Origin of the sequence: Achromobacter animicus, from assembly GCF_040775605.1 — a bacterium.
In the GTDB taxonomy this organism is placed as follows: domain Bacteria; phylum Pseudomonadota; class Gammaproteobacteria; order Burkholderiales; family Burkholderiaceae_B; genus Achromobacter; species Achromobacter animicus.
The window spans coordinates 5,066,413-5,089,897 of record NZ_JAYGJK010000001.1 but is presented as its reverse complement, the minus strand read 5'-3'; the positions used below and the strand labels follow the sequence as shown (position 1 = coordinate 5,089,897).

Below are 23,485 nucleotides of genomic sequence, written 5' to 3'. Positions count from 1 at the left end.
TGCAGGCGGCGCGTCAGGGTTCGATGCGCCAGTGCCGCACCGTCCAAGGTTCGAACTGGTCTGGCGTGAAGTCCATGCCGAGGCCAGGACCGTCGGGTAGCGCCGCACATCCGTTGGACTGAATCGCCGGGCCGGCCAGCGCGATGAGCGGATTGCCGGTCACGTCGTATTCCACGAACGGATAGCTGGCCCACGCGCCGCCGCGCGACGGCATCTGTGTCGCCGCGATCTGCAGCGAGGCCAGAAAGTTGATGGCGGTGCCGAAGGCATGCGGCATGACGGCGATGTCCCGGCTTTCCGCCAGGGCCGCGACCTTGCGATAGCCCGTGAAGCCGCCGCATACGCCTAGGTCCGGTTGCAGCACGCCGACGGCGCCGGCGCGCAGGAAGGCGTCGAAGCCGGCCAGGCTGCCGATGGCTTCACCGCCGGCGATGGCGCAGGCGGTTGCCTGGGCGGTGGCGGCGTAGCCGTCCAGGTTCTCCGGCGCGACGGGCTCTTCGATCCACAGCGGGCGCGCCGGTTCAATCAGCGCAGCGGCCAGACGCGCCGCCGCCGTGCCGTAGCCCTGGTTCATGTCGAGCATGAAGTCAGCGTCGGGGCCGATCAGCGCGCGCACGTGCTGCGCCATGACGGCATCCGCCTGCGGAGAGACACCCGCGCGCGGCTTGACCGCCTTGAATCCCTGGCTGAGCAGCGATTCGATCTCACGGGGATAGTTGCCATAGGGGTCATCGCCCTCGGCAATGAATGGCCCGCTGGCGTAGCACGGCAGTTCACGCCTCACCGCGCCGCCCAGCATCTGCGCGATGCTCACGCCGTGTGCGCGGGCCGCGATGTCATGCAATGCCATGTCCAACGCGGAGATGGCCATCATGGCCGGCCCGCGCTTGTCATAGCCGATGCGCGGCACCAGGTCGGCGTAGATCGCGCCGTGATCGAGCGCAGACCGGCCGCACACCAGCGGGCCAAGCTGCTGCTGGATCAAGGCCGCCGCGGCCCATGGCGAGGAGAAGACTTCCCCCCATCCCCGAAGCCCGTTGTCGGTGCGGATTTCCAGCGCCAGAAACTCGCGTTTGCGCATGAACGTGCGCGCGTTGCCGAGCGGCACCCGGGGTGTATAAGCCAGGTGGTAGCCGTTGATCTGAGTGACTTTCAAAATGGATGCCGAGCTGATTGGGATCGGTCCAGTTTGGAGCTCGAGTAGCATACGGTCAAATACATAGCCAATGCTGTTTCATATGAAATCCCTTATACGTCCGCGCGAGATGGAGCTGGTGGCCGCGATCTGCCGCACGGGTTCGGTGACCCAGGCCGCAGAGGCGTGCAGCCTCACGCAGCCGGGCGCCAGCGCCATGCTCAAAGAGCTGGAAGTCCGGTTGGGTGCGACGTTGTTTTCGCGGCGCCACCGACGGCTGGAGCTCACGGCGGCGGGGCAAGCTCTGCTGCCGGAGATCACGCATGCGCTGGCGGCGCTGGATGCCGTCGACAAGCTTGCGCAAAGCCTGGGGAACCGCCGGCGCGAACAACTGATCATCGGCACGGTGTCCGCGACGGGCGCCAGCGTGCTGCCTGCAGTGCTTAAACAGCTGCAGGACGCGGATCCGCTACTGTCGGTGGTGCTGCGCGTGGGAACGGCTGCCGAAGTCGTCGAGATGGCCATCGCGCAGCGCATTGACCTTGGCGTCATCCTCGGGGCGGGGGCGCATCAGCACGCCAACTTTGAAAAGATCGCGGACCTGGGCCTGGTTTGCGTCGTGCGTCCGGACCACGCGTGGGCGTCGCTGCCGGAGGTCACCGTGGATATGCTGGCGTCGGAGCGGTTCATCGGTCACAGCCGCCACCTTCCGGTCGGCGCGCTGACGGCGCAGGTGCTGGAGGAGGCTGGGCTGTCCTGCCGCCCCGCGATTGAAGTGATGCAGTTCTCCGCGGCGTGCGCGCTGACGGATGCAGGGTGCGGTCCGGCGGTGCTGGAGAGCGTGACGGGGGAATATGCCCGTCGCCTGGGTTTGGTCCCGGTTCCCCTGAATGCAGGAAGAACGCTTTCGCTCAGCCTGGTATGGCCGCAGGGAAAAGGCATGAGCGGCGGCGCGCGCTTCGTGAAGCAGGCGCTGTCGCAAGCGCTGGTGGCATAAGTCCTAAACGCAATCTCAAGGAGACGTACGTGCTGGGTTCTGAACTGATCATTCGCTCGCTGCGCCGGCGGGGCGTCACCACCATCTTCAGCCTGTCCGGCAATCAGATCATGCCGCTTTATGACGCGTGCATCGACGCCGGCATCCGCATCGTTCACGTGCGGCACGAAGCGGCCGCCGTTTTCATGGCCGATGCGTGGTCGCAGGTTACCGGCGAGCTCGGCGTGGCGATGGTCACGGCGGCGCCGGGCCTGACCAATGGCCTCGCGCCGCTGTACTCGGCCTCGCAGGCGGAGAGCCCGGTCCTGCTTATCTCGGGCGATTCGTCGGTGTCGGAGGACGGCTCAGGTGCGTTCCAGGAGCTGGACCAGGTCGCCATCACGCGGCCGTTGACCAAGTTGTCGGTGCGTCCGCAGTCCGCGGCAGAACTGTGCCCCGCGCTTGAAGATGCCATCACGCAGGCGCTTGCACCGCGTCGAGGCCCCGTCCACGTGGCGCTTCCGTTTGATCTGCTGACGGCCGAATCGGGCATCGCTGATCTGCCGCAGGCGCCGGCAGATCAGCCGGCTGTCGCGCTGGATGCGGCGTATGTGGATCAACTGACTGAACTGTTGAATGCCGCCCGCCGCCCGCTGGTATTGGCGGGACCGACGAGCGCGCGATCGCACGGTCGTTCCGCCCGCGCGTCTGCGCAAGCCACGCTTGGCCTGCGCATCATTCCGATGGAAAGCCCGCGCGGGCTGAAAGATCCGTCGCTGGGCGCGTTGGCCGGCATCATGCCAAGCGCGGATCTGATCGTGCTGGCGGGAAAGTGCCTGGACTTCACGCTGGGATTCGGCGGCACGGGCGCGCTTGGCGACAACGCACGCGTCGCGGTGATCGACCCGGATCCCGCGATGCTGGAACGCGCGAGCCGTCTTCTTGGCGAGCGTCTGGTGCTGGCGTTCCAAGCTGACCCGGTTGCGGCGCTAGCCGCGATACGGGCGGCGCGAGCTTCGGCCGAACGTCTGGCGTGGCAGGAACAGGTGGATGACGCGCTGCGCAGCCGGATGATCAAGGCGCCGTCCGCGCCTGTCGAGGGAGCGCTGGGCCCGCGCGCGCTGTGCGAGACCGTGCAGGCATTCCTGGCGTCCGCGCCTGATCCGATCCTGATCTGCGACGGCGGCGAGTTCGGCCAGTGGGCGCAGGCGTTCTGCCAGGCGCCGGTACGCATCATCAACGGCATGTCCGGCGCGATCGGGGCAGGCGTCTGCTACGCGATCGCCGCGAAGATCGCACGGCCCGAAGCCACGGTGGTCGTCATGATGGGCGACGGCACCGCCGGGTTTCATTTGATGGAGCTGGATACGGCGGTGCGCGAAGGCGCGGCGGTCATTGCAGTGATCGGCAACGACCTGCGTTGGAACGCCGAACATCTGATCCAGATGCGCACCTATGGTCCGCAGCGGCTGATCGGCTGCGAGCTTTCACCGACGGCGCGGTATCACGACGTCGCGTCTGCGCTGGGCGGCGCGGGGTTTGCAGCCCACGACGTGGACGGTCTGGCCAACGCGCTGAAAGGAGCCGCCGACAGCGGTCTGCCAGCTTGCATCAATGTATCGCTGGCTGGCGAGGCCGCGCCGGTTTTCAACGCTGGATTGATGGCGTCGACAAGCGGACATTGAGCGGGGAGCTGGTCAGTGTCCGCGAAAATCGCGCGCTCTGGGTGGCTGGCGGACCAGCACATCTTGCCAGCGAAGGCGGGCGCTATGCCGACGCCCGCCGCGGCAGCCACCGCCAGAACACCCCCGCCGCCACCAACCCCAACGTCCCCACGCCAAACGACGCCCCGCCTAACGACAACAGTGCCGTCAGCGCCGACAACGCCACCGGTCCGCCGCTTGCACCCAGATCGGCCATGAACCGCCAGATGCCCAGAAACTGCGTGCGCGCGCCGGGCGGCGCGGCGTCCGCGCCCAGCGTCATCACAATGCCCGACCCGATGCCGTTGCCAAAGCCCAGCAGCAGCGACACCAGGATGAAGCTCGTCACGCCGCCTGTCAGCGGGATCGCCATCAAGCTCAAGCCCATCAGCAGCGTGCACGGCAGCGCCACCCACAAGCGGCCGCGCTGGTCCATGACCTTGCCGGCGGGATAGAACACCGACATGTCGACCGCCGCGACCAGGCCGTAGACAAGCGACGTGGTGGTGGCGTCCAGCCCAAGATGGTCTGCCCACAGCGGTATCACCACCTGGCGCGACGCGCGCAGCGCGCTGATCAGCATCACGCCTACGCCCAGCGTGGCGTACACGCCGCGATGGTCGCGCGCGACTTCGCCGATGCGTGCGCGCGGCGCGCCGGCGGCCTTGGCGTGCGAGGGTTCGATGTCGGGCGCCTTGATGGCGATGAAGCCCGCGCCGAGCATGGCGCAGACGGCGATCCAGTACGCGCCGTCCAGCCCCATGAAGTGAATCAGCGCTGCGCCCGCGAAGGGGCCGATGAAGGTGCCAATGCGCGTCGTGCCGCCCAGCGTGGACAGGGCGCGCGCGCGGTACGTCAACGGCACGACCTCGATCATGTAGCTTTGGCGCGCCAGCTGGAACACCGATTGCGCGCAGCCCTGCATCAGCATGGCCAGCGCCAGCACCCAGAGATGCGGCACGCCGATCACCAGCAGCAGACCCGCCACGCTCAACAGCGCGGCGCCGGCCATGGCGCGCTTTTCGCCGAAGCGCTCGGTGATCAGCGCGGACGGTATGTTGGAGAGCAGCGAGCCGACGCCGATGAGCGCGGCGATGAGACCGGCGGCCGCAAACGACGCGCCTTGTTCCCGCGCGGTGAGCGCGATCACGGGAAGAATGGCGCCGTTGCTGATGCCGTAAAGCAGCGACGGGCCGAACGCCGGCACGGCGATCTGCTTCAGATTGAACGATTCGGGATGCGACATGAGGGGAGGGCGTGAGCACGGCCGCTTGCCGTCCGCCCCGCGTTTGCGCGTGGGCCGGCCCGGCGGTCATCGATGCGGAATCCCGTGAGTGTAGCGAAAGCGCTCGGCGCCCGGCTGTCAGCAGCCTGACAGCACATCCGTGATGGCGCCGCGATCCGGCGCGAGTGGAAGTAAAGGTCGGCGTGCGCGCAATCTCCGGGTTTCTCCCTATTTGCATACGTATGCAAGGCTTTGAAAGTGCCCTCCATCGATGAACTTTCAACGTTTGCAGGACCCGAGACCATGATCCGTTATCTGAAGCGCGGCCGGACCGCCGCCGTCAAGACCGACGACGACGCCAAGGTGCGCGCCACCGTCGAAGACATAATCCGCGACATCGAAACCCGTGGCGACGACGCCGTGCGCGATTACAGCCGCAAGTTCGACAACTGGGACCCGGCGGACTTCCGCCTGTCGCGCGCCGAGATCGAAGCGGCGCGCAAGCAGTTGTCGGCGCGCGAGATCGAGGACATCGCATTTGCGCAGAGCCAGGTCCGCAACTTTGCGCAGATCCAGCGCGACTCGATGCGTGACGTCGAAGTCGAAACGTATCCCGGCGTGGTCCTGGGCCACAAGCACGTGCCGATGAACGCGGTGGGCTGCTACATCCCGGGCGGCAAGTATCCGCTGCTGGCCTCGGCGCACATGAGCGTCCTGACCGCCAAGGTGGCGGGCGTCAAGCGCATCGTGTCCACGGCGCCGCCGTATCAGGGCAAGCCGCATCCGGCGATCGTGACCGCCATGGACATGGCGGGCGCGGACGAGATCCTGGTGCTGGGCGGCGTGCAGGCCGTGGTGGCGATGGCGGTGGGCACGCCCAGCGTGGCGCCCGTGGACATGCTGGTCGGCCCGGGCAACATGTTCGTGGCGGAGGCCAAGCGGCAGTTGTACGGCCGGGTCGGCATCGACCTGTTTGCGGGACCGACCGAGACGCTGGTGATCGCCGACGACAGCGTGGATGGCGAGCTGTGCGCGGTCGATCTGCTGGGCCAGGCGGAACACGGCCCCACGTCTCCTGCGGTGCTGCTGACCACCAGCGAACAACTGGCGCGCGCCACGCTGGCCGAAGTCGAGCGCCAGCTGTCGATCCTGCCGACGGCGGGCATCGCGGCTAAGGCGTGGGCCGATTGCGGCGAGGTCATCGTCTGCGACAGCGACGAGGAAATGCTGCAGGTGGCCGATGACCTGGCGTTCGAGCACGTGCAGGTCATGACGCGCGATCCCGATTACTTCCTGAACCGCATGACGAACTACGGCGCGCTGTTCCTGGGCCCGCGCACCAACGTCAGCTTTGGCGACAAGGTGATCGGCACCAACCACACGCTGCCGACGAACCGCAACGCGCGCTACACCGGCGGCCTGTGGGTGGGCAAGTTCCTCAAGACCTGCACCTATCAGCGCGTGCTGACGGACGAGGCCAGCGCGGCGATGGGCGAGTATTGCTCGCGCCTGTGCCACATGGAGAATTTTGCGGGCCACGGCGAGCAGGCCAACATCCGCGTGCGCCGCTATGGCAATCGCCCCGACCTGCCGTGGTATCGGCCGGTGGAGGCCCAGGCATGATTGCGCTGCCCAAAGGACCGGACTTCCGCCTGGACGGACGTCGCGCTCTGGTGACGGGCGGCAGCGGCGGCATCGGACTGGCGGCGGCCGCCGCGCTGGGCCGCGCGGGCGCGCATGTGACGGTGGCGGCCCGGCGCGAGCCGGAACTGGCGCAAGTGTGCGAAGCCTTGCGGGCCGAAGGCATCGGCTGTGCGCCGCTGGTGCTGGACGTGACGGACTCGGCCGCCGTGGACCAGGCGGTCGAGCACGCCGAGCCCTTTGACATTCTGGTCAACAACGCGGGCATGAATCGTCCCAAACCGCTGGTCGAGCAGTCCGACGAGGACATCGACGCCGTGCTGGACCTGAACGTGAAGGCAGCTTTCTACACCAGCCGGGCCGTGGCGCGCCGCCTGCTGCAGGAAGGCCGTGCGGGGTCCATCGTGAATGTGTCGTCGCAGATGGGGCACGTGGGCAGTCCGCGGCGTACGCTGTATTGCGCCAGCAAGCACGCGCTCGAAGGCATGACGCGTGCCTTGGCGTGGGAGTTGGGCGCGGCCAACATCCGCGTGAACACCGTGTGCCCGACCTTCATCGAAACGCCCATGACGGCGGGCATGCTGGAGCAGCCCGGCTTCCGGGACTGGGTCTGCGCGCGCAACGCGTTGGGCCGCGTCGGCCGTCTGGACGAAGTGATGGGCGCCATTGTGTTCCTGGCCAGTGATGCGTCCAGTCTGATGACGGGCAGCGCGCTGATGCTGGATGCGGGATGGACCGCGGCATGAGGACCGCGCCCCGCGCGCAGGACGTGGCGGATCTGGCGCAAGTGTCGCAGTCCGCCGTCAGCCGCACGTTCACGCCCGGCGCCAGCGTGTCCGAAGAGACGCGGCGCAAGGTGCTGGCGGCCGCGCAGAAACTGGGCTATCGGCCCAACGCGCTGGCGCGCAGCCTGATCACCCGCCGCAGCCGCATCGTCGCATTGGTGATGAGCTATCTGGAAAACCAGTTTTATCCGCTGGTGATCGAGCGGCTGTCGCAAAAGCTGCAGAAAGAGGGCTATCACGTGCTGATGTTCATCGCCGAGGTGGACGAGGCGGCCGACGGCGTGCTGGCCGAGATCCTGCAGTATCAGGTCGACGGCATCGTCATGGCGTCGGCCATGTTGTCGTCCAACGTGGCGCGCAGTTGCGCAGAAGTCGGCGTGCCGGTGGTGCAGTTCAATCGGGTGTCCATCCTGGGCGGCCTGGCACGTCACGCCAGCAGCTCGGTCACGTCCGACAACTATGCGGGCGGCCAACTGGTGGCGCGACTGCTGGTGGACCGCGGCTACCGGCGGTTTGGATTTCTGGCGGGGCTGGAGGATTCGTCGACCAGCATCGAACGCGAACGGGGCTACCGGGATGCGTTGACCGAGTTGGGCCACGACGTCGCCTGCCGCGAAGTGGGCCACTACGACTTCGATCTGGCGCAGGCTGCGGTTCGCCGAATGTTTGCCGCCGACCCGCCGGACGCGCTGTTTGCCGGCAACGACCACATGGCGATTGCGGCGCTTGACGTGCTGCGTCAGGAACCGGGCCTGCGCGTGCCGGAGGACGTGGCCGTCGTGGGCTTTGACGACGTGCCGCAGGCGGCCTGGGGCGCATATCGCCTGACGACCGTGCGTCAGCAGGTCGAACCCATGGTGGACGCTACCGTCGCGCTGCTGCGCGAACAGATGCAGGCCGAGCTGCGGCCGCGCGACATCGTCATTCCCTGCAGCCTGGTTGAACGCGCTACGGTCCGGGCGGGACCCTGAAGATTCGCTATTCCCCTTTTTCCGGCACTACCCAATGAAAGCGCGCACAGACCGCGCTCATCGACTCCAGGAGACAAACGCATGCGCAGCATTTTTGTACGCACCCTGACCGCCGTCGCGGCCATCGGGTTTACCGCCGGCTTGGCCCACGCCCAGGGCGGCGCGCCCGCCTGGCCGACCAAGAACATCCGATACATCGTGCCGTTCTCGCCGGGCGGCGTGTCCGACGGCGTCGCGCGCCTGATGGCCGAGCAGTTGAGCGCTCGTCTCGGGCAGTCAGTCATCGTCGAGAACAAGCCGGGCGTGTCCGGGATTGTGGGCACACAACAGGTGGCGCGCGCCGAGCCCGATGGCTACACCATCGTGGGCGGCACCATCACCACGCATGCCGTCAATCCTTTCTTCATCAAGTCGCTGGGCTATGACCCGGTCAAGGACTTCACGCCCGTCAGCCTGGTGGGCATGGTCAGCAACGCATTGGTGGTGCGGGCAGACAGCCCGTTCAACACGGTGCAGCAGGTGATCGACGCCGCCCGCGCCGATCCGGACGGGCTGACGTACGGCACGGCCGGCGCGGGCACGTCGCAGCATCTGTCGGGGCAGCTCTTTCAATCGATTTCGGATACGCGCCTGCGCCAGATCGTCTACAAGGGAGGATCGCAGTCGATGGTGGACCTGATCGGCGGACAGATCGACATGGTGTTTGAAACGGTCGCGGCCGCGCGTCCGATGATCGATGCCAAGCGGGTGAAAGTGCTGGGCGTTACATCGGCCGCGCCGCTGGCGGATCTGCCGGGGGTCAAGCCGCTGGCCGAACTGGGCTTGCCGGGCTTTGCGATGCAGTCTTGGCAAGGCATCTTTGCGCCGGCGGGCACGCCCGCGCCGGTGGTGGAGCGCCTGGGACGCGAGATTGCGGCCATCGTCAACACCCCCGACGTGCGCGCCAAGCTGCTGACGCTGGGGGTGGCGCCCGACGGCCGCGGCTCGGCAGAATTCTCGCAGTTCCAACGCAGCGAAATCGAAAAATGGGGCAAGGTGATCAAGGACGCCGGCATCCAGGCCGACTGACCCCGCCCCGACACAGGAGACTTGCATGACCGATCCCCGCTTCCCGCTGGACGGCCGCCTGCCGGACATGCTGCGCAGTGGCAAGCCGCTGCGCGGCCTGTTCAACGGATTGCCCAGCCCGGCCATCGTCGAGATGTGCGCGTACGCCGGCTTTGATTTCATCATCCTCGACAACGAGCACGGCAGTGCCGATCTCGGCATGACCGAGCACATGCTGCGCGCCGCACGGGCGACGGGCATCGTGCCGATCGTGCGCTGCTTCGAGCAGGACTTGCCGCGCATCCTGGACATGGGCGCAAGTGCCGTGCAGGTGCCCATGGTGGAAAGCGCCGAGCAGGCACGGCGTCTCGCCGGCATGATCCACTATCCGCCAGTGGGCCGCCGCGGCAGCGCCTTCAGCACGCGCGCGGCCGGTTACGGGGCCTTCGGCGGCGCCGGGCACACGCAGCGCAGCAATGACGGCATCGGCTTCATCGCCATGATCGAAACGCCCGAGGCCATTGCGGCGGCGGGCGAAATCGCGGCGGTGGACGGCGTGGATGCGGTGTTCATCGGACCCAATGATCTGGCGCATGCGATGGGTCACGGCAGCGACTGGAATGCCGAACCCGTGCAACGCGCCATCGCGGCCGGGCTGCGCGCGATCGCCGGGGCAGGCAAGTGTTCCGGCATCATCGCGCTGACGCCGCAGGACGAGGAGATGTACGGCGCCATGGGCGCGCGCTATTTTGCCAACGTGTCGACCAGCATCATCACCCGCGCGCTGGCGCAGGCGGCCTCGGCCGGACGCGAGGCGAAGCTGCCCGCCTATTGACGCTATCCGCCCACCGCCCGGCAGAACGCCTGCGCATCGCCGTCGATGATGACGCCGGACGGCAGATAGCCTTCGCGTTGCTTCGTGGCGCGCAATTGCTGCGCCAGCGCCGCATCGCCGCCCACCGCGTACACGAAGACGCGCACGGATTGCGCGGCGGCGTCGTGCAGCAGTTGCGGGTTGGCGGACAGCGTCAGGGCATCCACATGCACGCCCACGGGCGCGCCGACGGTGGCTGCCAGATTGGCCAGCCACTGGCGCGTCAGCTTGGGCGCGGTGGCGCGCTGCGACACATACTTGCCGAGCGGGCTTGCGCCCAGGGAATCCGCGTGGCGCGGGTCGAAAACGATCAGGCCCAGATAGCCCTGCCGGTCAGTGCCGCGCACGCAGCGCAGCGCCTCGGGGAAGGCGGACGTGATCATCCAGTTGCCGTGCGGCAGCGCGGTCTTCATGCCGGCGACCAGCTTGGATACCGGAGCGCAGTCGCGGTAGACGACCTTCAGTTCCGCATTGAAGGTCTTGGCGGGCTGCGCGGCGGCGACGCGCAGCGCATCAGTCAGGAAAGGCGGGGGCGCTCCGCCGCCGGCACCCGTCAACTTGGCGTCGCGCCATTGGTCGCTGGACAGTTGCAGCACGGCGCGGCGTCCGACGCCGCTTACTGTCCTGCCGGTCAGCAGGTCGTGGTGCAGCACCCAGACGCCGTCCTTCAGGCGCTGCATGTCGATTTCGACGCCATCCCATGCGCCGGCATAAGCCGCGCGAATCGAGGCCAACGAGTTCTCGGGCAGCGCGGGCGCGCCGCGATGCGCATGCACCTGCATGCCCAGGCACGCGGCGCTGACGCCGGACCAGGGCAGGGCGGCGGCCAGCAGCGCGGCTATCAGACGGCTAGCCCGCATCGCCGTGGTATCCGAACCGGAAGCCGCCCAGCACCGTCGTGCGCACGGCTTCGTTGAAAGGATAGGTGTAGGCCTGGCCCACGACGATCACGTGCGCCACGTTGGCCAGCACGCGGCGCCGCAGCGCCTGACCGATCGACTCGTCATCGCGCCCGCCTTCCACGCGCGACATCTGCTGGAAGAGTTCACTTTGCGTCACGCCGTTCTGCATGAACGAGAACGCCGTCCAGACGCAGGCCAGCGTCAGCACCAGCGCCAGACCCGCTGCGCGCGTGGCGGTGCGCCCCGGCTGCTGGCCGGCGGGCGTGCGCAGCCAGACGACGAGTTTGACGATCAGGTAAAGCAGCTTGCCGAAGTGGCCCACCGCACCCAGCAGCGAGAACAGCAGCGCAACCGGCGGCACGATGGCCGCGCGCGCGGCGTCTACGCCCAACTGTTGATGCTGGCCGCCGCGCGCAAAGTCCGCGCTGCTGGCGGAAAAGCGCGGCATGGCTTCGTCCACGGCCCGGTCCAGCATGCCGTCGTACAGCCGCTTGAAGCTGGCGGCGTCGGTGTAATTGGGCGCGACGTTCATGGTGGCCGGCACCATCAAGGTCTGGCGCAGCAGCTTCTGCACGCCGGGGCGCGCCACGAAGTCTTCGTACGACAGACCGGGCGGAATCGCATCGCCCTCGACATGTACCGTGCGGCTGCGCATGGTCTTCCAGTATTGCTGGGCGACCGCTTCATTGAACGTGGCGCGGTCGTGCGGCTGCCAGCCGGCGGGCACGGGGATGCGCTTGCGCACGTCCTGCACGACACGGCCTTGATAGCGCGCGGGCACGCTGTCGGGCGTCCAGCCGCGGCGCGACAGGTTGCGGCGATAGTCGCCCCACGCGCGATCCTGTTCGCGCGCCAGGCCGATATCCGACGCCACCGGCACGCCGGCGTATTTCTTCCAGCGTTCGGCGACGGACTGCATCACGCTGGTGTAGACCTGGTGATACCCGCGGATGCCCGGGGACGTCATGCGGACTTCGCGGTCATCGAAGGTGAAGGTCTTCATCTGGCGCTGCAGGTCGGTGCGGATGACCTGGCGCTTCTTGGGTTCGACCTTTTCATCCAGATTGTCGATGTTGGTCAGCAGCACCTGGAACACCGCCAGGAACGCCTTGCCCTCGGGCCGCGCGTAGATGCCGTCGTCCACCAGCCCGTCCAGATGCAGGTCGCCCTGCACCAGCGAGCGTTGCAGCAGCCCGGCGTTGGTGGCAATGCGGCGGAACTCGCCGTCGCGCGAGTCGACCAGCACGTTCACCATCATCTTGATGGCGCTGAAGACCAGCAGCGCGGTCACGGCGCAGGCCACGGCAATCTTCAGGTAAGACGGCCGGCCGCCGGTGGCAAGCCGCCGGGTCAGCATCAGCTGCAACACCACCAGCGCGGCGGCGATGCCGGACAGGGTGCGGCCGAAGAACTCCAGTTCCTCGATATCGTGCGGCGTGGCGCGGCTGCCCACCACATCGAGCAACCGGGCGTTGAAGCCGAGTTCAAAACTGAGGTAGATGACCGTCAGGACGATCAGGAACAAAATCTGGCGAATCTGGGCCTGGCGCACGATCAATCCCTCAGGTCCAGACGGGTCGAGGTGATTTCCTCTTCGGGCAGGTCCAGCTTGGCGGGTGTGCGCGATGCCGCGCCCGCGCGGGGTGTTGCGGGCGCGTCGCCCATGGACACGCGCTGCGGGGGCGGCGGCACCACGCGGCCCGCGGATGCGTCGCTGCCGGCCGTCTGCGTCTGCACCGCGGCGGGGACATTGGGTGGCGAACGGCGGCCGCCGCTGGCCGGCTTGGCCGTCTTGCCCGATCGCGCGGCCGGCGCGGCGGGCGGCGGATAGACGCCATGCAGCCGGATCGAATCCATGTACCCGGGCGGATACAGCGACTCGTCGGCAAACGGCTTGGCGCGCGGATTCAAGCCCGCGACACTCTTCACGTTGCCGCGGCGCATCCGGCCATCCTGCGTGTAGACAAAGCGCTCGATCGCCGAGCCCTTGGGAAAGTCGAACGTCAGCGCGCTGCGGTCGTCCTGGACCAGCACGACGGGCCGGTCACGGCAATTGCCCACGTCCCACGACAACACGTCGGACCCCTCGATGGCCAGCACGGTATAGCGGTAATCGCAGTTGCGGCGCTGGGTCTCGATGACGACCACGGTGCGCGGGCCAATGTTTTCGGTCCGGGCGATGCGTGCGGACTCAACATTGTTCAGGGGCACCACGCGCTGGTTGCCTGATAGCTTCACCGAGAAGTTCTTGCCTTCACGGCGCAAGGTGCCCAGTCCGCCGTCCTGCAACGGGAACTGGCCGATCTCGGTGCCGAACAGGGCGGCGGTGTCCACGCCGAACACGTAGTTGCCCCGCGAATTGGTCTTGACGGCGCAGGCGGACAGGCCCGCCAGCAAGAGGAAGCTGGCCGCAAGGCGAAGGATCAACGAACGGGATACGTGCAGGCGCAATGACATCATGGGAAGGCGGAAAACCGGGCGCCACACGGGCGCCTTTTTCGTCAAAGCCCTGCAATGTATCGCAAAGTTACAACGCAGGACCAGACTTGTTTCAATTGCGCCGGGCGCGTCGCGCCGTGCGTCGTCGCAAACCAGGCGCGGGTTTGGCGCGTCAGTTGGCGGCCTGCTTCAGTTCCATCGACAGTTTCACCAGTTCGTGCACGCCATTGCGGATGGCGGACACGGTGCGGGCCACGGTGGCGCGCAGCAGAGCGATGTCGGGCAGCGTGTCGGGCGCGGCCACGAAGCTTTCCACCGAGGCCGACACGCGCGCCGGGCGATCGGCGTCCTCTTGCGGCAGCGTCAGCTTGATGGCCTTGCAGCGGTTGTTCACGACGTTGATGACTTCAAGGAACTGGCCGCGCGTCAGGTTCAGTTCATCTGCCTGCACGAAGGCGGGGTAGACGAGGCGCAGGAATTCCGGGTCCGAATCGCTCAGGCTGAAATACATGATGCCCATGTCGGGATGCTTGAAGACCACATCGCCTTGCTCGTCAAAGCTGGCGACTAGGCCCAGTTCTTCTTGCACCACGGTCTGGTACAGGGTGGACAGCGGGGTGGGGGTGGACATGATTCAACGCTCCGTTGGTGGTAAGTGGGAAAAAAGACGAGCCCATGACCCTTGCTACGCGCCGTCTTGAAAAAGGTTCGAAAAATTTAGCGTCGAAGGATAAACCGAACCCGGCAAATCAATTGGCCGAAAAAAGGGCGAAAAAAAATCGAACCTTTTGCGCCGCTGCGCGTAGCGATCAGTACCGGCATCCATACCGGCATCCGCCTCACGCAAAAAAGGAAACACCATGCAGGACAAAGCACAAGACGTATTGATGCAGGCAAAAACCCACGCCGCCCGGTGGGCGGCCATTGCGGTTCAGCGCGTCAACCGGGGCGACGCGGCGGGCGCGTTGCTGTTTCTGCTGGGCACCACGCTCTTTGCCGTGGTCTCCGTGCGCCTGATGGGATCGAGCGCCAGCCTGAGCTTCTACGACCTCTTGCGCTTGCAGAACGGCGGCAACGTGCAGGGCGCGATGGCCGGGCAGGGGGCCGGCGCCGGCATCTATGCGGTGTTGTGGCTGCTGGCCGTTGTGGGTCCGCTGCTGCCTTCGCTGCTGGACCATCGCGCGGCGCGCCTGGGCTACTTTGCGCCGCTGGCGTTGTGGATCATCGCGTTGGCGGGCGTGGTCTCGCAGGTGCAGGAGTTCATGAATGCGACGCGCCAGTTGTCGGGTTTCATGGGCAGTTCGCGCGCCGGCCGCAGCCTGGCGGGCGACATGGCGTCCAACCTGTGGAGCGGCCTGTCGTTCGGGTTCGGCTTCTATCTGTCTGTCGCCATCGCGCTGGCCTTCACTGTCCGCGGGGTCGCCGCGCTGCGCCGCCGCGCTTGATTTTCCGCACCTGCGCAGCTAAGGTGCCGCAGCCCCAAGAACCTGAACCATGAACACGCTCGAATCCAAGCGCTACGTCATCGACAACGTCGACGCGCTGTTGCGCATCATGCATGCCGACCCGCGCTACGCGCTGGCGTTCCGGAACAAAGCCGAGCAGCACATCACGCTGAAACTGCGCAGAAAGTTCTTCAACACGCCGCCCGAAGGCGTTGTGGACGCGTTCAACAACGCGCTCATGAAGTTTCTGCAGACGCGCAGTTTCAAGGACGAGGTCCTGCTGCACGGCCAGCCCGAGGGCGGATGGACGGCGCATGAACTGGCCGTCAGCAAGCTGGGCGGCTATCTGTACCGCGGATCGCTGCACGAGCTGATCCAGTATCACCGCCGCACGCGGCACGAGGTGCAGTGGGCGGGTCCCGACGACGGCGGCGATCGGGACGACACGGCGTTTGACGACGCGCGGGATGTGGCGGATGCCTCGCCCTTTGCCGACCCCGCGCAGGCGTACGAGCACCTGTCGGTCGTCAAGCGCATGCGCGACTGCCTGAACAAACTCAGCGACACGCTGAAAACCACCATGTTCCTGTACCTGGACGACATGCCGATGGAACAGATCGCCCGGCAGCAGGACCTGCACGTGCCCACCGTGAAGAGCCGCCTGCACGCCGCGCGCAAGCTGGTGACGGAATGCACCCGCAAGGGGATGGACTGATGATGGCTGAAGACCGAGTGCTGTCGTATTTGTCCGGCGAGCTGGACGCCGATGCCCGCCGGGCCTTCGAAGCCGATCTCGCGCGCGATCCCGCATTGCGGGAGGAACTGGAGGCGTGGCGAAGTCTCGCCGAGGCGCGCCAGCTTGCGCATAACGAGATTGGGCAGGGGGAGCGCGATGCGGCTTTCTTGCGTGCGCTGGGGCAGGGCGTGGAGGCTGCGCCTGCGCCGGCGTCTGCCGAATCTGCGTCCGCATCTGAGCCTGCGTCTGCCAAATCTGCGCGTGCGTCAGCGTCTGAGCCTGCGTCTGCGCGCGCGCCGGTGTCTTCGCACGCGCCGGTATCGCGCGTGCGGCGCTTGTGGCAATGGCTGTGGCCTACGCCCGCCAGCCCGTTGATGCCGCTGGGCTGGGCGCTCGCGATCATGCTGTCCGTCGTGGTGATGCAGCAGGCGCCGGTGCAAAATCCCGCGGTCGTTATGTCCGACGACGTCCTGACGCGCGGCGGTGCATCTTGCCCGCGGTTGGTGGTCGATCTTCCCGACGCCCTGACGGCGCGGCAGTTGCGCAATACCTTATCCCAGTACGCGGTGTCCATCGTCGACGGGCCTGATGCGGACGGGCGATACGTCCTGGCCGCTGCGCGTGAGTCGTCGCTGCGCGATGCCGCGACGGCGCTGGGCGCGCTGTCAGTCACGGCGGCGCCAGCGGGCGCGTGCCCCAAACCGTGAGGCCCGGCGCAAGCCCGAGAAAACGTCCAGTCCCTCCCGAACAAAAGTCAGGCCCCGAATTCTCTATGAAGCCCAACAAAGAACCTGCCCTTGCCAGCATGCCGGACGCGCGGCCGCAACCCCTGATGCGGCGGCGCCTGCTGGCCGCGCTGGTCGGCGCGGGGCTCTGCGGCGGGCACGCTGGCGCCGTGCTCGCGGCGGGTGCGAATGCGCGGGGGCTGAACAACCGGAACATGATGGACGAGGAGCCGGTCCGCTCGGGCGCGCCTGCACCCCAGCCGACCACGCCTGCGCCAGCGCCGGACGACGGGCCTTCCGCAGCTGCGACGGATTCCACGGCCGCATCGGATGCCAAGGCGCAAGCTGACCTTCAAGCCGACCCCCAAGCCACGCCCGCCAAGCGCCGCTACGCGCTGGTGATCGGCAACGCGCGCTACGCCGTTCCCGCGAACGCGCTGGTCAACCCGGTCAACGACGCCCGCCTCATCGCGGACTCACTGCGCCAGCGCCAGGTCGATGTGACCCTGCTCACGGACCTGACCACGGCGCAGATGGAAGCCGCCGTCGACGATTTCGCCCTTCGGGCCACGGGCGGAGATCTGGCGCTGATGTACTTCGCCGGACATGCTGTTGCGGTGGACGACGTGAACTATCTGTTCGGTGTGGACCTGCCTTTGCCGCTGGGTGAAGTGCGCATCCGCACGGCCCAGCAAAGCTCGTTGAGCCTCAAGCGCGTGTCGCAAGCGCTGCGGCGTGCCAACGTCCGCGCGCGCCTGATGGTGCTGGACGCCTGCCGGACCAATCTGACGCGGGGCACGCCTGGCGCGGGACTGGTGCATGCCGTTCCCGCGGGCGGTGAACTTATCGCCTTTTCCACACAGCCCGGCGCCACGGCCGAAGACGGCTTTGGCAACGACGGCCCCCGCCACAGCCCCTACGCGTACTACTTCGCGCAAGGACTGCGCACGCTGCCCGGTTCCGCGCCGGTGGAGACCTTCTTCAAGCAATTGACCGCCGACGTGCAGGTGGCCACCGCCTACCGGCAGATTCCGCACTACGCCAGCAGCCTGGTCGGCACCGTCACGTTCACCACGCTGGCGGACGGACAGACGCCCGCGACGCCGGGGGCGTCCGGCGGTCAGACGGCGCAGGGCCGAGGCCCGTCCCCCACGCTGGGCCGCGATCTGATCAAGGCGCGCATGAGCGCCTGGGAATACGAAATCGAACGCGGCGCGCAGTATGTGGACGAGCCCCGGCTGGCGTCGTTGCAGGCGCGCGCCAAGGCGGGCGACGTGGTCGCCATGACCACCTTGGGGCTAATCGCCGAGAACGGCGAGCACGTGCAACAGAACTACCCCGTCGCCGCCCGCTGGTATCAACGCGCCGCGGATCAAGGCTTCGCGCCCGCGCAGACGTATCTGGGCGAGCTGACCGGCATGGGCCGGGGCGTACCCAAGAACTACGCCGTGGCCGAACGCCTGTTTCGCGATGCGGCCGAGGCGGGACATCGGCGCGCGGCGATGGACCTGCTGGACGTGCGCGCGCGCATGGGCGAACCGATCGACCCGCGCGAGTGGGCCAAGGTGCTGCAGGACGCCGCCCTTAATCCGGTCGGTTTTCCGATGCCCGGCATGGCGCCCATTCAGGGCCTGCCGGACAACCCGTGGATGCGCGCGCTGGGTGTGCGCCCGCCCGGCCAGCCCTGAACCCGGTGGCGGCGCGCGTATGACGTCGCAGGCGCGTCAGGCAGGGCGGTGATACACCGCCTCGACGTTGTAGCCGTCGGGGTCCAGGATGAAGGCGCCGTAGTAGTTCGGATGATATTTCGGGCGTAACCCCGGCGGGCCGTTGTCGCGCCCGCCGGCCGCCAGCGCCGCGCGATGAAAGGCGTCGACCTCGTCACGGCTGCGCGCGCGAAACGCCACATGCACGCGCGGCGTGCTGGGCGTGCCCTCATGAATCCAGAACTCGCCGCCCGGGTCGCCCGCGTCGTCGGCCTCGCCAACGCCAAAGCCCATGCCCGTCGGGAGCGCCTTGCGCGGCACATACCCCACCGCCGCGAGCGCGCTCAGGTAGAAAGCCCGGCTGCGCGCGAAGTCGCTGACGTGAATCTCGATGTGGTCCAACATACGCTGCTCCTCGAAAAGGCGGCCGCGTGGGCCGGAGAGGTCAGCATAGGTGAGGGGGTGGGGCGGGATGGCTTCGATTTGCAACGTGGGGATACGCGCTCTGGCATTGGGAATCCACGCTGGTGCCTTGTGAACGCGCAGGCGGCTTGCGCCGATCCTGCGCGGTCTCTCCGTCTACCGATCAGAAACTCTCCCAATCATCATTCGACTGCGCGGGCTTGTTGTCGCCCGGCACGCGCAGCGGCGCTTTCGCTTGCGGCGCGGGCTTGGCGTCGGCGCGGCGAGTGTCCGCCGGCTTGCCAGCGGCCGCACGTGAAGATGTCGGCTTGGCCAAGACGCGCTGCGGCTTTGCAGGCTGGCTAACTACAGACTGCACCTCCCGCACCTGAGCAACCTGCGGCTGCGCTACAAAACGCGGCGCATCATCCTCGGCAAGACGGAACACACTGACCAACTTCACCAGCGTCGCCGCCTGCGAATTCAAGCTATGCGCAGCGGCGGCCGATTCTTCCACCAGCGCGGCGTTCTGCTGCGTCGTCTGGTCGAGCTGGTTGATGGCATCGCCCACTTGCGAGATGCCTTGTCCCTGCTCGTGCGCAGCGGCGCCGATTTCGGCGATCAGGTCGGCAACGCGGCGCACCTGCGTCACGATGTCGTTCATGGTGCTGCCGGCTTCGCCGACCAGGTTCGAGCCGGCTTCAACGTTGCCGACGCTGTCGCTGATCAGTTGCTTGATTTCCTTGGCGGCGCTGGCGCTGCGTTGGGCCAGTGCGCGCACTTCGCTGGCCACGACGGCAAAGCCGCGGCCTTGTTCGCCCGCGCGGGCCGCTTCAACGGCGGCGTTCAGCGCGAGGATGTTGGTCTGGAATGCAATGGAGTCGATGACGGCGATGATGTCGACGATCTTGCGCGAGCTGGCGGAGATGGCGTCCATGGTGCTGACCACGTTGCCGACCACTTCGCCGCCGCGCGCGGCGGCTGCGCTGGCCGAGCCGGCCAAACTGCCGGCCATTTGCACGGATTCCAGGTTCTGCTTCACCGCGGCATTCATCTCTTCCATCGAGGCCGCGGTCTCTTCGACGTTGGCGGCCTGTTCTTCGGTGCGCTGGCTGAGGTCGGCATTGCCGGACGAGATCTGCGTGGCGCCCGTTGCGATGGATTCGCTGGACTGGCGCACCTGGCTCACCAGTTGCGCCAGGTTGGCGCGCATGGCGTCCATGTTGGCCAGCACGCTGGTCTGGTCGCCTTCACGGCGTTGCACGCGCACGGCCAGATTGCCCTTGGCGACTTCCTGGGCGATCTGCGCGGCGTAGGCGGGCTCGCCGCCCAGACGGCGCATGACGGAGCGCACCAGGCCCAGACCCAGGATGCTGCCGATCAACGCGCACAGCACGATCAGCGCGGTCAGCGTCCAGAACGTGCGTTCGACTGCGGCGGCGGCGTCTTCGGTGTCGAGGCGGGCCAGTTCTTCCTGGCGCTTGGCGGCTTCCATCAGGATGTTGCGCGCGGCGACATGCAGCGCGGCCGAGTCCTTGTGCAGGACGGTCATCGCGGTCGGATCGTTGCGGTCGGCAAGGCCCTTCACGTCGTTGACGGCCGCCTTGTAACGGGTCCAGGTGTCGGCCAGCTTGCCGCCGAGGTCGCGCAGGGCAGGGTCCTGCTCCTGCTGCAGACGGTCACGCGCTTGCAACACGGATTTTTCGGATTCTTCGTTCAGGCGAAGTTCGTTCTGGCGGCCTTGCGGATCGGTGTTCCAGATGTAGACGTACATGCGCCGGAAGTGCGTGGCGCCTTGGCGGGCGGCGTCGACGACGACGCGCAGCGGCATGACGGTTTCCGTGTACATGGCGCGCTGCTTCTGGCTGATGCTCCAGAGCTGCTGCATGGCGATGGCGCCAACGGCCACCAGCATCACGATGAAGAACAGCACCAATGCGGTCAGGCTGCTCCGGAGAGAGAGATTTCTGAGTTTGGACATGATGGGCACGCGACGGGGGCGCGGAATGCGCCCTCCACCCGGGCACTACAGCACATCATGTTGCGGTGCAATACGGGGAATTACGGGTGAAAAAGCCGGATCGACGCGGTTGCGCCGCCGGCAGTTCCGATATGCGGGATTTTCGGGGATTGGCGGCTCAACCGGCCGCCGTCGTAGCGGGCCCTACGGGGCCACCTGCACGTGCTCTATGCGGTTGCGCCCGTTGGCCTTGGCCAGATACAACTGCTGGTCCACGGCCTTGATGAAATCCGCGCGCGTGACGGGCCCTTCGGGAATCACGGTGCCCGCACCGACGCTGACCGTGACGCGTCTGCCATGCGGCGACAGCGCGTGCACGATGGCTTTTTTCTGCAATTGGCGCTGGCAGCGTTCAGCCACTTTCCGGGCCACCTCGGCATCGGCTTCGGGCAGCAGCACAACGAATTCTTCACCGCCGTAGCGCGCAACCAGATCGCGCGGACCATCCAGCGCCAGGCTCAGCGTCTCGGCGATTTCGATCAGGCATTTGTCGCCCTGGGTGTGGCCATACAGGTCGTTGTATTGCTTGAAGAAGTCGACGTCAAAGAGCAAGACCGACAAGGGCTGGTTTTCGCTGCGGGCGCGCTCCCATTCCAGTTCGAAACTGCTGTCGAAGCGCCGCCGGTTGGCGATATTAGTCAGGCCGTCCTTGAAAGACAGCACCTCAAGTTCCTTCTGCAGGCTGAGCAGCTTTTCTTCGGTCTTCTTGCGCTCGGTGATGTCGAACATGAAGCCGATCAGGGCCTCGGGCTCGCCGCTTTCCGTGCGCACCACGTGCACCACGTCGCGGATCCACACGTAGCCGTTGTCCTTGGTCAGTGCGCGGTAGTCCGCTTCGTGGTCGACGCCGGCCTGGGATTGCGAGACGCAGAAATTCACCACGTACTCGCGATCCTCGGGATGCATGCGCATGGCCCAGTCCTCGACGGTGACCCAGCTATCGGTGCGCCAGCCCAGGAGGGCTTCGATCTGGGGGCCGATGTAGGCGAATTTCATCGTGGCCCAGTCGATCTTCCAGGGAATCGCCTTGGTCGATTCCAGCAAAGTCCTGTACACCGCGTTGTCGTTGAGAAGCGTGCTGTCGTCGGCCATGCTTGATCCTTCCGGGATTCCGAGGAACGAGCACTGTAGCCCGAAGCGGGGACTGATGGGGATCTGCCGGATTCAGCTACTTGCGGTTCCAGTGACCCAGCCCGCTGTCGTTGTAGTACTTGATGTCAAAGCCTTGTGCCTGCCCGTTTGCCATCTTGAAGACGATGGACGCCCGCGAGGCCAGCATCTCGGCTTCGCCGGCCGGCGCAAAGGCGAACGTGTCGCCGTCCCAGTGGCGCACGGGAAAGCGCATGTCCTTCGGTCCCAGCACCAGGGTCAGCGCGCCGTACGCTTCTTCGATCCGCGCGGTGCCGTAGTACGGGTTGTCGAACGTGCCGGTGTACTGCGACAACGCTTTGGGCGCCGCGGGCTTGGCGGGATCGGGCTTGCCGGTCAGGTCCGCCTGCGGTTCGAACAACTTCTTCATGGCGCCGTTGTATGCCGCATACCAGTCGCGTGTGGACTTGCCGTACAGCGCCGTGTCGGTGAACGTGGCCACCACGGCTTCCGCCGCGCCGACCGGCGCGCCATTGGTCAGCACGACGATGCCGATGCCGGCGGAGGGCACGATGCGGAAGGTGGTGCCCGTGCCCACGAGGAAGGCGCCGGAATGCCCCATGGCAGGGCGTCCGCCGGTTTCCGTGTTGACGTTGAAACCAAAGCCATAGAAGCCGGACCGCGTATTCAGATCGGGCGCGGGGGCGCTGAAGGCCTGCGGCGACAGGGCGGGCAGCAGCGCGCCGGGGGCGGCCAGTGGCTTGCCCTGGTGTTGGCCATCCGCCAGCAGCAGTTTCAGCCACTGGGCCAGATCCACCACCGTGGAAGACACGCCGCCCGCGGGCGCCTGCGCATCGGCGTTGCGCTTGCCCACCTGCACGAAGCGGCCATTCTGGTAGGCGTGCAGCAAGGCGCGGTTGCCGTGCGACTCGAAGTCAGCGTAGCGGTAACTGGTCGATGCCATGCCCAGCGGCTTGAAGAGCTGTTCGTCGGCCAGTTGCTCCCACGGGCGTCCCGCCGCGCGGGCCACGGCCTCGGCGCCGATCGTGGTGCTGAAGTTGGCGTAGTGATACGACGTGCGGAAGGGGGTGAGCGGCAACAGGCGCAGGCGGGCGATGACCTCGTTGCGGGAAAAGCCCAGGTCTTCCAGATCGTCGCCGGCCGTGGGCGGCAGTCCGGTGCGGTGCGCAAAGAAATCGCCGATGGTGGCGTGCTCGGACACATAGGCGTTGCTGAGCGCAAAGCCCGGAAGATGACGCGACACGGGGTCGTCCCACGTGGCCTTGCGCTGCGTGATCTCGATGGCGGTCACTGTCGCCGACAGCGACTTGGAGATGGACGCGATCTGGAACACGGTATTGGCATCCACCGGCGCGTCCTTGCCGACCTCGCGTGTGCCGAAGCCTTGCGTCAGCACGGTCTTGCCGTCGATGACGACCGCGACGGCCAGGCCCGGCACCTGGCTGCGTTGCATGATGTCCTTGATGATGCCGGGCAGGTCCTGCACGGCGCGTTCGCGGCTGCCGGCCGGAATCGTGACGGCGTCCGCCGGCGGGTAGTCGGCGGGGGTAATCGGCACGGGTTGCGACCAGGCTGACGTGACGCCGCCCAGGGCAAGAACGATCGTTGCGGTGATGCGCGTGGTTGTGCTGTGCATGTTGGCC

At 66.9% G+C, this 23,485-nt stretch carries 21 protein-coding genes; 11 read left to right on the top strand and 10 right to left on the bottom strand.

The window, feature by feature from the left end:
- Window positions 1–13 precede the first annotated feature (13 nt).
- The gene (locus AB3147_RS23325) at window positions 14–1,156 is read right to left on the bottom strand and encodes a mandelate racemase/muconate lactonizing enzyme family protein (RefSeq protein ID WP_367353099.1); all 1,143 of its coding nucleotides are present in this window, start codon (window positions 1,154–1,156) and stop codon (window positions 14–16) included.
- Between the two features lie 82 nt (window positions 1,157–1,238).
- Between AB3147_RS23325 and AB3147_RS23320 the strand changes: the two genes are divergently transcribed.
- Window positions 1,239–2,132: a LysR family transcriptional regulator gene (locus AB3147_RS23320; RefSeq protein WP_367353098.1), complete on the top strand. Its 894-nt coding sequence runs from the start codon at window positions 1,239–1,241 to the stop codon at window positions 2,130–2,132.
- Between the two features lie 29 nt (window positions 2,133–2,161).
- Window positions 2,162–3,796: a thiamine pyrophosphate-binding protein gene (locus tag AB3147_RS23315; RefSeq protein ID WP_367353097.1), complete on the top strand. Its 1,635-nt coding sequence runs from the start codon at window positions 2,162–2,164 to the stop codon at window positions 3,794–3,796.
- An 82-nt stretch (window positions 3,797–3,878) separates the two neighbouring features.
- Here AB3147_RS23315 and AB3147_RS23310 read toward each other — a convergent pair whose 3' ends face one another.
- Window positions 3,879–5,060, bottom strand: coding sequence for an MFS transporter (locus AB3147_RS23310; protein WP_175122647.1), 1,182 nt, complete (start codon window positions 5,058–5,060; stop codon window positions 3,879–3,881).
- 282 nt (window positions 5,061–5,342) lie between these two features.
- Between AB3147_RS23310 and hisD the strand changes: the two genes are divergently transcribed.
- From hisD to AB3147_RS23285, 5 genes are all read left to right on the top strand, one after another.
- A complete protein-coding gene (gene hisD / locus AB3147_RS23305) occupies window positions 5,343–6,662 on the top strand; it encodes a histidinol dehydrogenase (protein WP_175122648.1) in 1,320 nt (439 codons plus the stop codon).
- On the top strand, window positions 6,659–7,426 hold the full coding sequence (locus AB3147_RS23300) for an SDR family NAD(P)-dependent oxidoreductase (RefSeq protein WP_367353096.1): 768 nt from the start codon (window positions 6,659–6,661) through the stop codon (window positions 7,424–7,426). The genes hisD and AB3147_RS23300 overlap by 4 nt, the downstream gene beginning before the upstream one ends.
- Window positions 7,423–8,436: a LacI family DNA-binding transcriptional regulator gene (locus tag AB3147_RS23295; protein ID WP_367353095.1), complete on the top strand. Its 1,014-nt coding sequence runs from the start codon at window positions 7,423–7,425 to the stop codon at window positions 8,434–8,436. The genes AB3147_RS23300 and AB3147_RS23295 overlap by 4 nt, the downstream gene beginning before the upstream one ends.
- An 81-nt stretch (window positions 8,437–8,517) precedes the next feature.
- The gene (locus tag AB3147_RS23290) at window positions 8,518–9,504 is read left to right on the top strand and encodes a Bug family tripartite tricarboxylate transporter substrate binding protein (protein WP_367353094.1); all 987 of its coding nucleotides are present in this window, start codon (window positions 8,518–8,520) and stop codon (window positions 9,502–9,504) included.
- Window positions 9,505–9,529: 25 nt separating this feature from the next.
- Window positions 9,530–10,318, top strand: a complete 789-nt coding sequence (locus AB3147_RS23285) for an HpcH/HpaI aldolase family protein (RefSeq protein ID WP_367353093.1) — start codon at window positions 9,530–9,532, stop codon at window positions 10,316–10,318.
- Window positions 10,319–10,320: 2 nt separating this feature from the next.
- On the opposite strand, the gene AB3147_RS23280 is transcribed toward AB3147_RS23285, so the two are convergent.
- The 4 genes from AB3147_RS23280 to AB3147_RS23265 form a co-directional block, all read right to left on the bottom strand.
- Window positions 10,321–11,217, bottom strand: coding sequence for a glycerophosphodiester phosphodiesterase (locus tag AB3147_RS23280; protein WP_367353092.1), 897 nt, complete (start codon window positions 11,215–11,217; stop codon window positions 10,321–10,323).
- Entirely contained in the window at window positions 11,207–12,811 is a 1,605-nt protein-coding gene (locus tag AB3147_RS23275) for a hypothetical protein (RefSeq protein ID WP_367353091.1), read from the bottom strand. Before AB3147_RS23275 ends, AB3147_RS23280 begins: the two co-directional genes overlap by 11 nt.
- A gap of 2 nt (window positions 12,812–12,813) precedes the next feature.
- The gene (locus AB3147_RS23270; protein WP_367353090.1) at window positions 12,814–13,686 is read right to left on the bottom strand and encodes a hypothetical protein; all 873 of its coding nucleotides are present in this window, start codon (window positions 13,684–13,686) and stop codon (window positions 12,814–12,816) included.
- Between the two features lie 184 nt (window positions 13,687–13,870).
- Window positions 13,871–14,329: a hypothetical protein gene (locus tag AB3147_RS23265; RefSeq protein WP_175122654.1), complete on the bottom strand. Its 459-nt coding sequence runs from the start codon at window positions 14,327–14,329 to the stop codon at window positions 13,871–13,873.
- 229 nt (window positions 14,330–14,558) lie between these two features.
- Here AB3147_RS23265 and AB3147_RS23260 point away from each other — a divergent pair, with 229 nt between their 5' ends.
- The 4 genes from AB3147_RS23260 (at window position 14,559) to AB3147_RS23245 (ending at window position 18,292) form a co-directional block, all read left to right on the top strand.
- Window positions 14,559–15,143: a hypothetical protein gene (locus AB3147_RS23260; protein WP_367353089.1), complete on the top strand. Its 585-nt coding sequence runs from the start codon at window positions 14,559–14,561 to the stop codon at window positions 15,141–15,143.
- Between the two features lie 49 nt (window positions 15,144–15,192).
- On the top strand, window positions 15,193–15,858 hold the full coding sequence (locus AB3147_RS23255; RefSeq protein ID WP_191577826.1) for an RNA polymerase sigma factor: 666 nt from the start codon (window positions 15,193–15,195) through the stop codon (window positions 15,856–15,858).
- Window positions 15,858–16,586 (top strand): anti-sigma factor family protein, encoded by a 729-nt coding sequence (locus AB3147_RS23250; protein ID WP_367353088.1) that lies wholly within the window; start codon window positions 15,858–15,860, stop codon window positions 16,584–16,586. The genes AB3147_RS23255 and AB3147_RS23250 overlap by 1 nt, the downstream gene beginning before the upstream one ends.
- A gap of 65 nt (window positions 16,587–16,651) precedes the next feature.
- Window positions 16,652–18,292, top strand: a complete 1,641-nt coding sequence (locus AB3147_RS23245; RefSeq protein ID WP_367353087.1) for a caspase family protein — start codon at window positions 16,652–16,654, stop codon at window positions 18,290–18,292.
- A 36-nt stretch (window positions 18,293–18,328) separates the two neighbouring features.
- On the opposite strand, the gene AB3147_RS23240 is transcribed toward AB3147_RS23245, so the two are convergent.
- The 4 genes from AB3147_RS23240 to AB3147_RS23225 all read right to left on the bottom strand — a co-directional run bounded on the left by AB3147_RS23240 (window position 18,329) and on the right by AB3147_RS23225 (window position 23,478).
- Entirely contained in the window at window positions 18,329–18,715 is a 387-nt protein-coding gene (locus tag AB3147_RS23240; protein ID WP_218342974.1) for a VOC family protein, read from the bottom strand.
- A 181-nt stretch (window positions 18,716–18,896) separates the two neighbouring features.
- Window positions 18,897–20,693 carry a methyl-accepting chemotaxis protein gene (locus tag AB3147_RS23235; RefSeq protein ID WP_367353086.1) on the bottom strand — a complete coding sequence of 599 codons (1,797 nt, stop codon included), beginning with the start codon at window positions 20,691–20,693 and terminating at the stop codon, window positions 18,897–18,899.
- A 183-nt stretch (window positions 20,694–20,876) separates the two neighbouring features.
- Window positions 20,877–21,824: a sensor domain-containing diguanylate cyclase gene (locus AB3147_RS23230; protein ID WP_367353085.1), complete on the bottom strand. Its 948-nt coding sequence runs from the start codon at window positions 21,822–21,824 to the stop codon at window positions 20,877–20,879.
- Window positions 21,825–21,900: 76 nt separating this feature from the next.
- Complete coding sequence (locus tag AB3147_RS23225) at window positions 21,901–23,478, bottom strand: serine hydrolase (protein WP_367353084.1); 1,578 nt, start codon at window positions 23,476–23,478, stop codon at window positions 21,901–21,903.
- Between the last annotated feature and the right edge of the window lie 7 nt (window positions 23,479–23,485).

What these genes read in the sequence shown, in the direction of transcription:
- AB3147_RS23320 (WP_367353098.1), top strand. Translation starts at nt 1,239, where the DNA reads ATGAAATCCCTTATACGTCCGCGCGAGATGGAGCTGGTGGCCGCGATC.
- AB3147_RS23310 (WP_175122647.1), bottom strand. Translation starts at nt 5,060, where the DNA reads ATGTCGCATCCCGAATCGTTCAATCTGAAGCAGATCGCCGTGCCGGCG.
- hisD (WP_175122648.1), top strand. Translation starts at nt 5,343, where the DNA reads ATGATCCGTTATCTGAAGCGCGGCCGGACCGCCGCCGTCAAGACCGAC.
- AB3147_RS23300 (WP_367353096.1), top strand. Translation starts at nt 6,659, where the DNA reads ATGATTGCGCTGCCCAAAGGACCGGACTTCCGCCTGGACGGACGTCGC.
- AB3147_RS23295 (WP_367353095.1), top strand. Translation starts at nt 7,423, where the DNA reads ATGAGGACCGCGCCCCGCGCGCAGGACGTGGCGGATCTGGCGCAAGTG.
- AB3147_RS23290 (WP_367353094.1), top strand. Translation starts at nt 8,518, where the DNA reads ATGCGCAGCATTTTTGTACGCACCCTGACCGCCGTCGCGGCCATCGGG.
- AB3147_RS23285 (WP_367353093.1), top strand. Translation starts at nt 9,530, where the DNA reads ATGACCGATCCCCGCTTCCCGCTGGACGGCCGCCTGCCGGACATGCTG.
- AB3147_RS23280 (WP_367353092.1), bottom strand. Translation starts at nt 11,217, where the DNA reads ATGCGGGCTAGCCGTCTGATAGCCGCGCTGCTGGCCGCCGCCCTGCCC.
- AB3147_RS23265 (WP_175122654.1), bottom strand. Translation starts at nt 14,329, where the DNA reads ATGTCCACCCCCACCCCGCTGTCCACCCTGTACCAGACCGTGGTGCAA.
- AB3147_RS23260 (WP_367353089.1), top strand. Translation starts at nt 14,559, where the DNA reads ATGCAGGACAAAGCACAAGACGTATTGATGCAGGCAAAAACCCACGCC.
- AB3147_RS23255 (WP_191577826.1), top strand. Translation starts at nt 15,193, where the DNA reads ATGAACACGCTCGAATCCAAGCGCTACGTCATCGACAACGTCGACGCG.
- AB3147_RS23250 (WP_367353088.1), top strand. Translation starts at nt 15,858, where the DNA reads ATGATGGCTGAAGACCGAGTGCTGTCGTATTTGTCCGGCGAGCTGGAC.
- AB3147_RS23245 (WP_367353087.1), top strand. Translation starts at nt 16,652, where the DNA reads ATGAAGCCCAACAAAGAACCTGCCCTTGCCAGCATGCCGGACGCGCGG.
- AB3147_RS23240 (WP_218342974.1), bottom strand. Translation starts at nt 18,715, where the DNA reads ATGTTGGACCACATCGAGATTCACGTCAGCGACTTCGCGCGCAGCCGG.
- AB3147_RS23235 (WP_367353086.1), bottom strand. Translation starts at nt 20,693, where the DNA reads ATGTCCAAACTCAGAAATCTCTCTCTCCGGAGCAGCCTGACCGCATTG.
- AB3147_RS23230 (WP_367353085.1), bottom strand. Translation starts at nt 21,824, where the DNA reads ATGGCCGACGACAGCACGCTTCTCAACGACAACGCGGTGTACAGGACT.
- AB3147_RS23225 (WP_367353084.1), bottom strand. Translation starts at nt 23,478, where the DNA reads ATGCACAGCACAACCACGCGCATCACCGCAACGATCGTTCTTGCCCTG.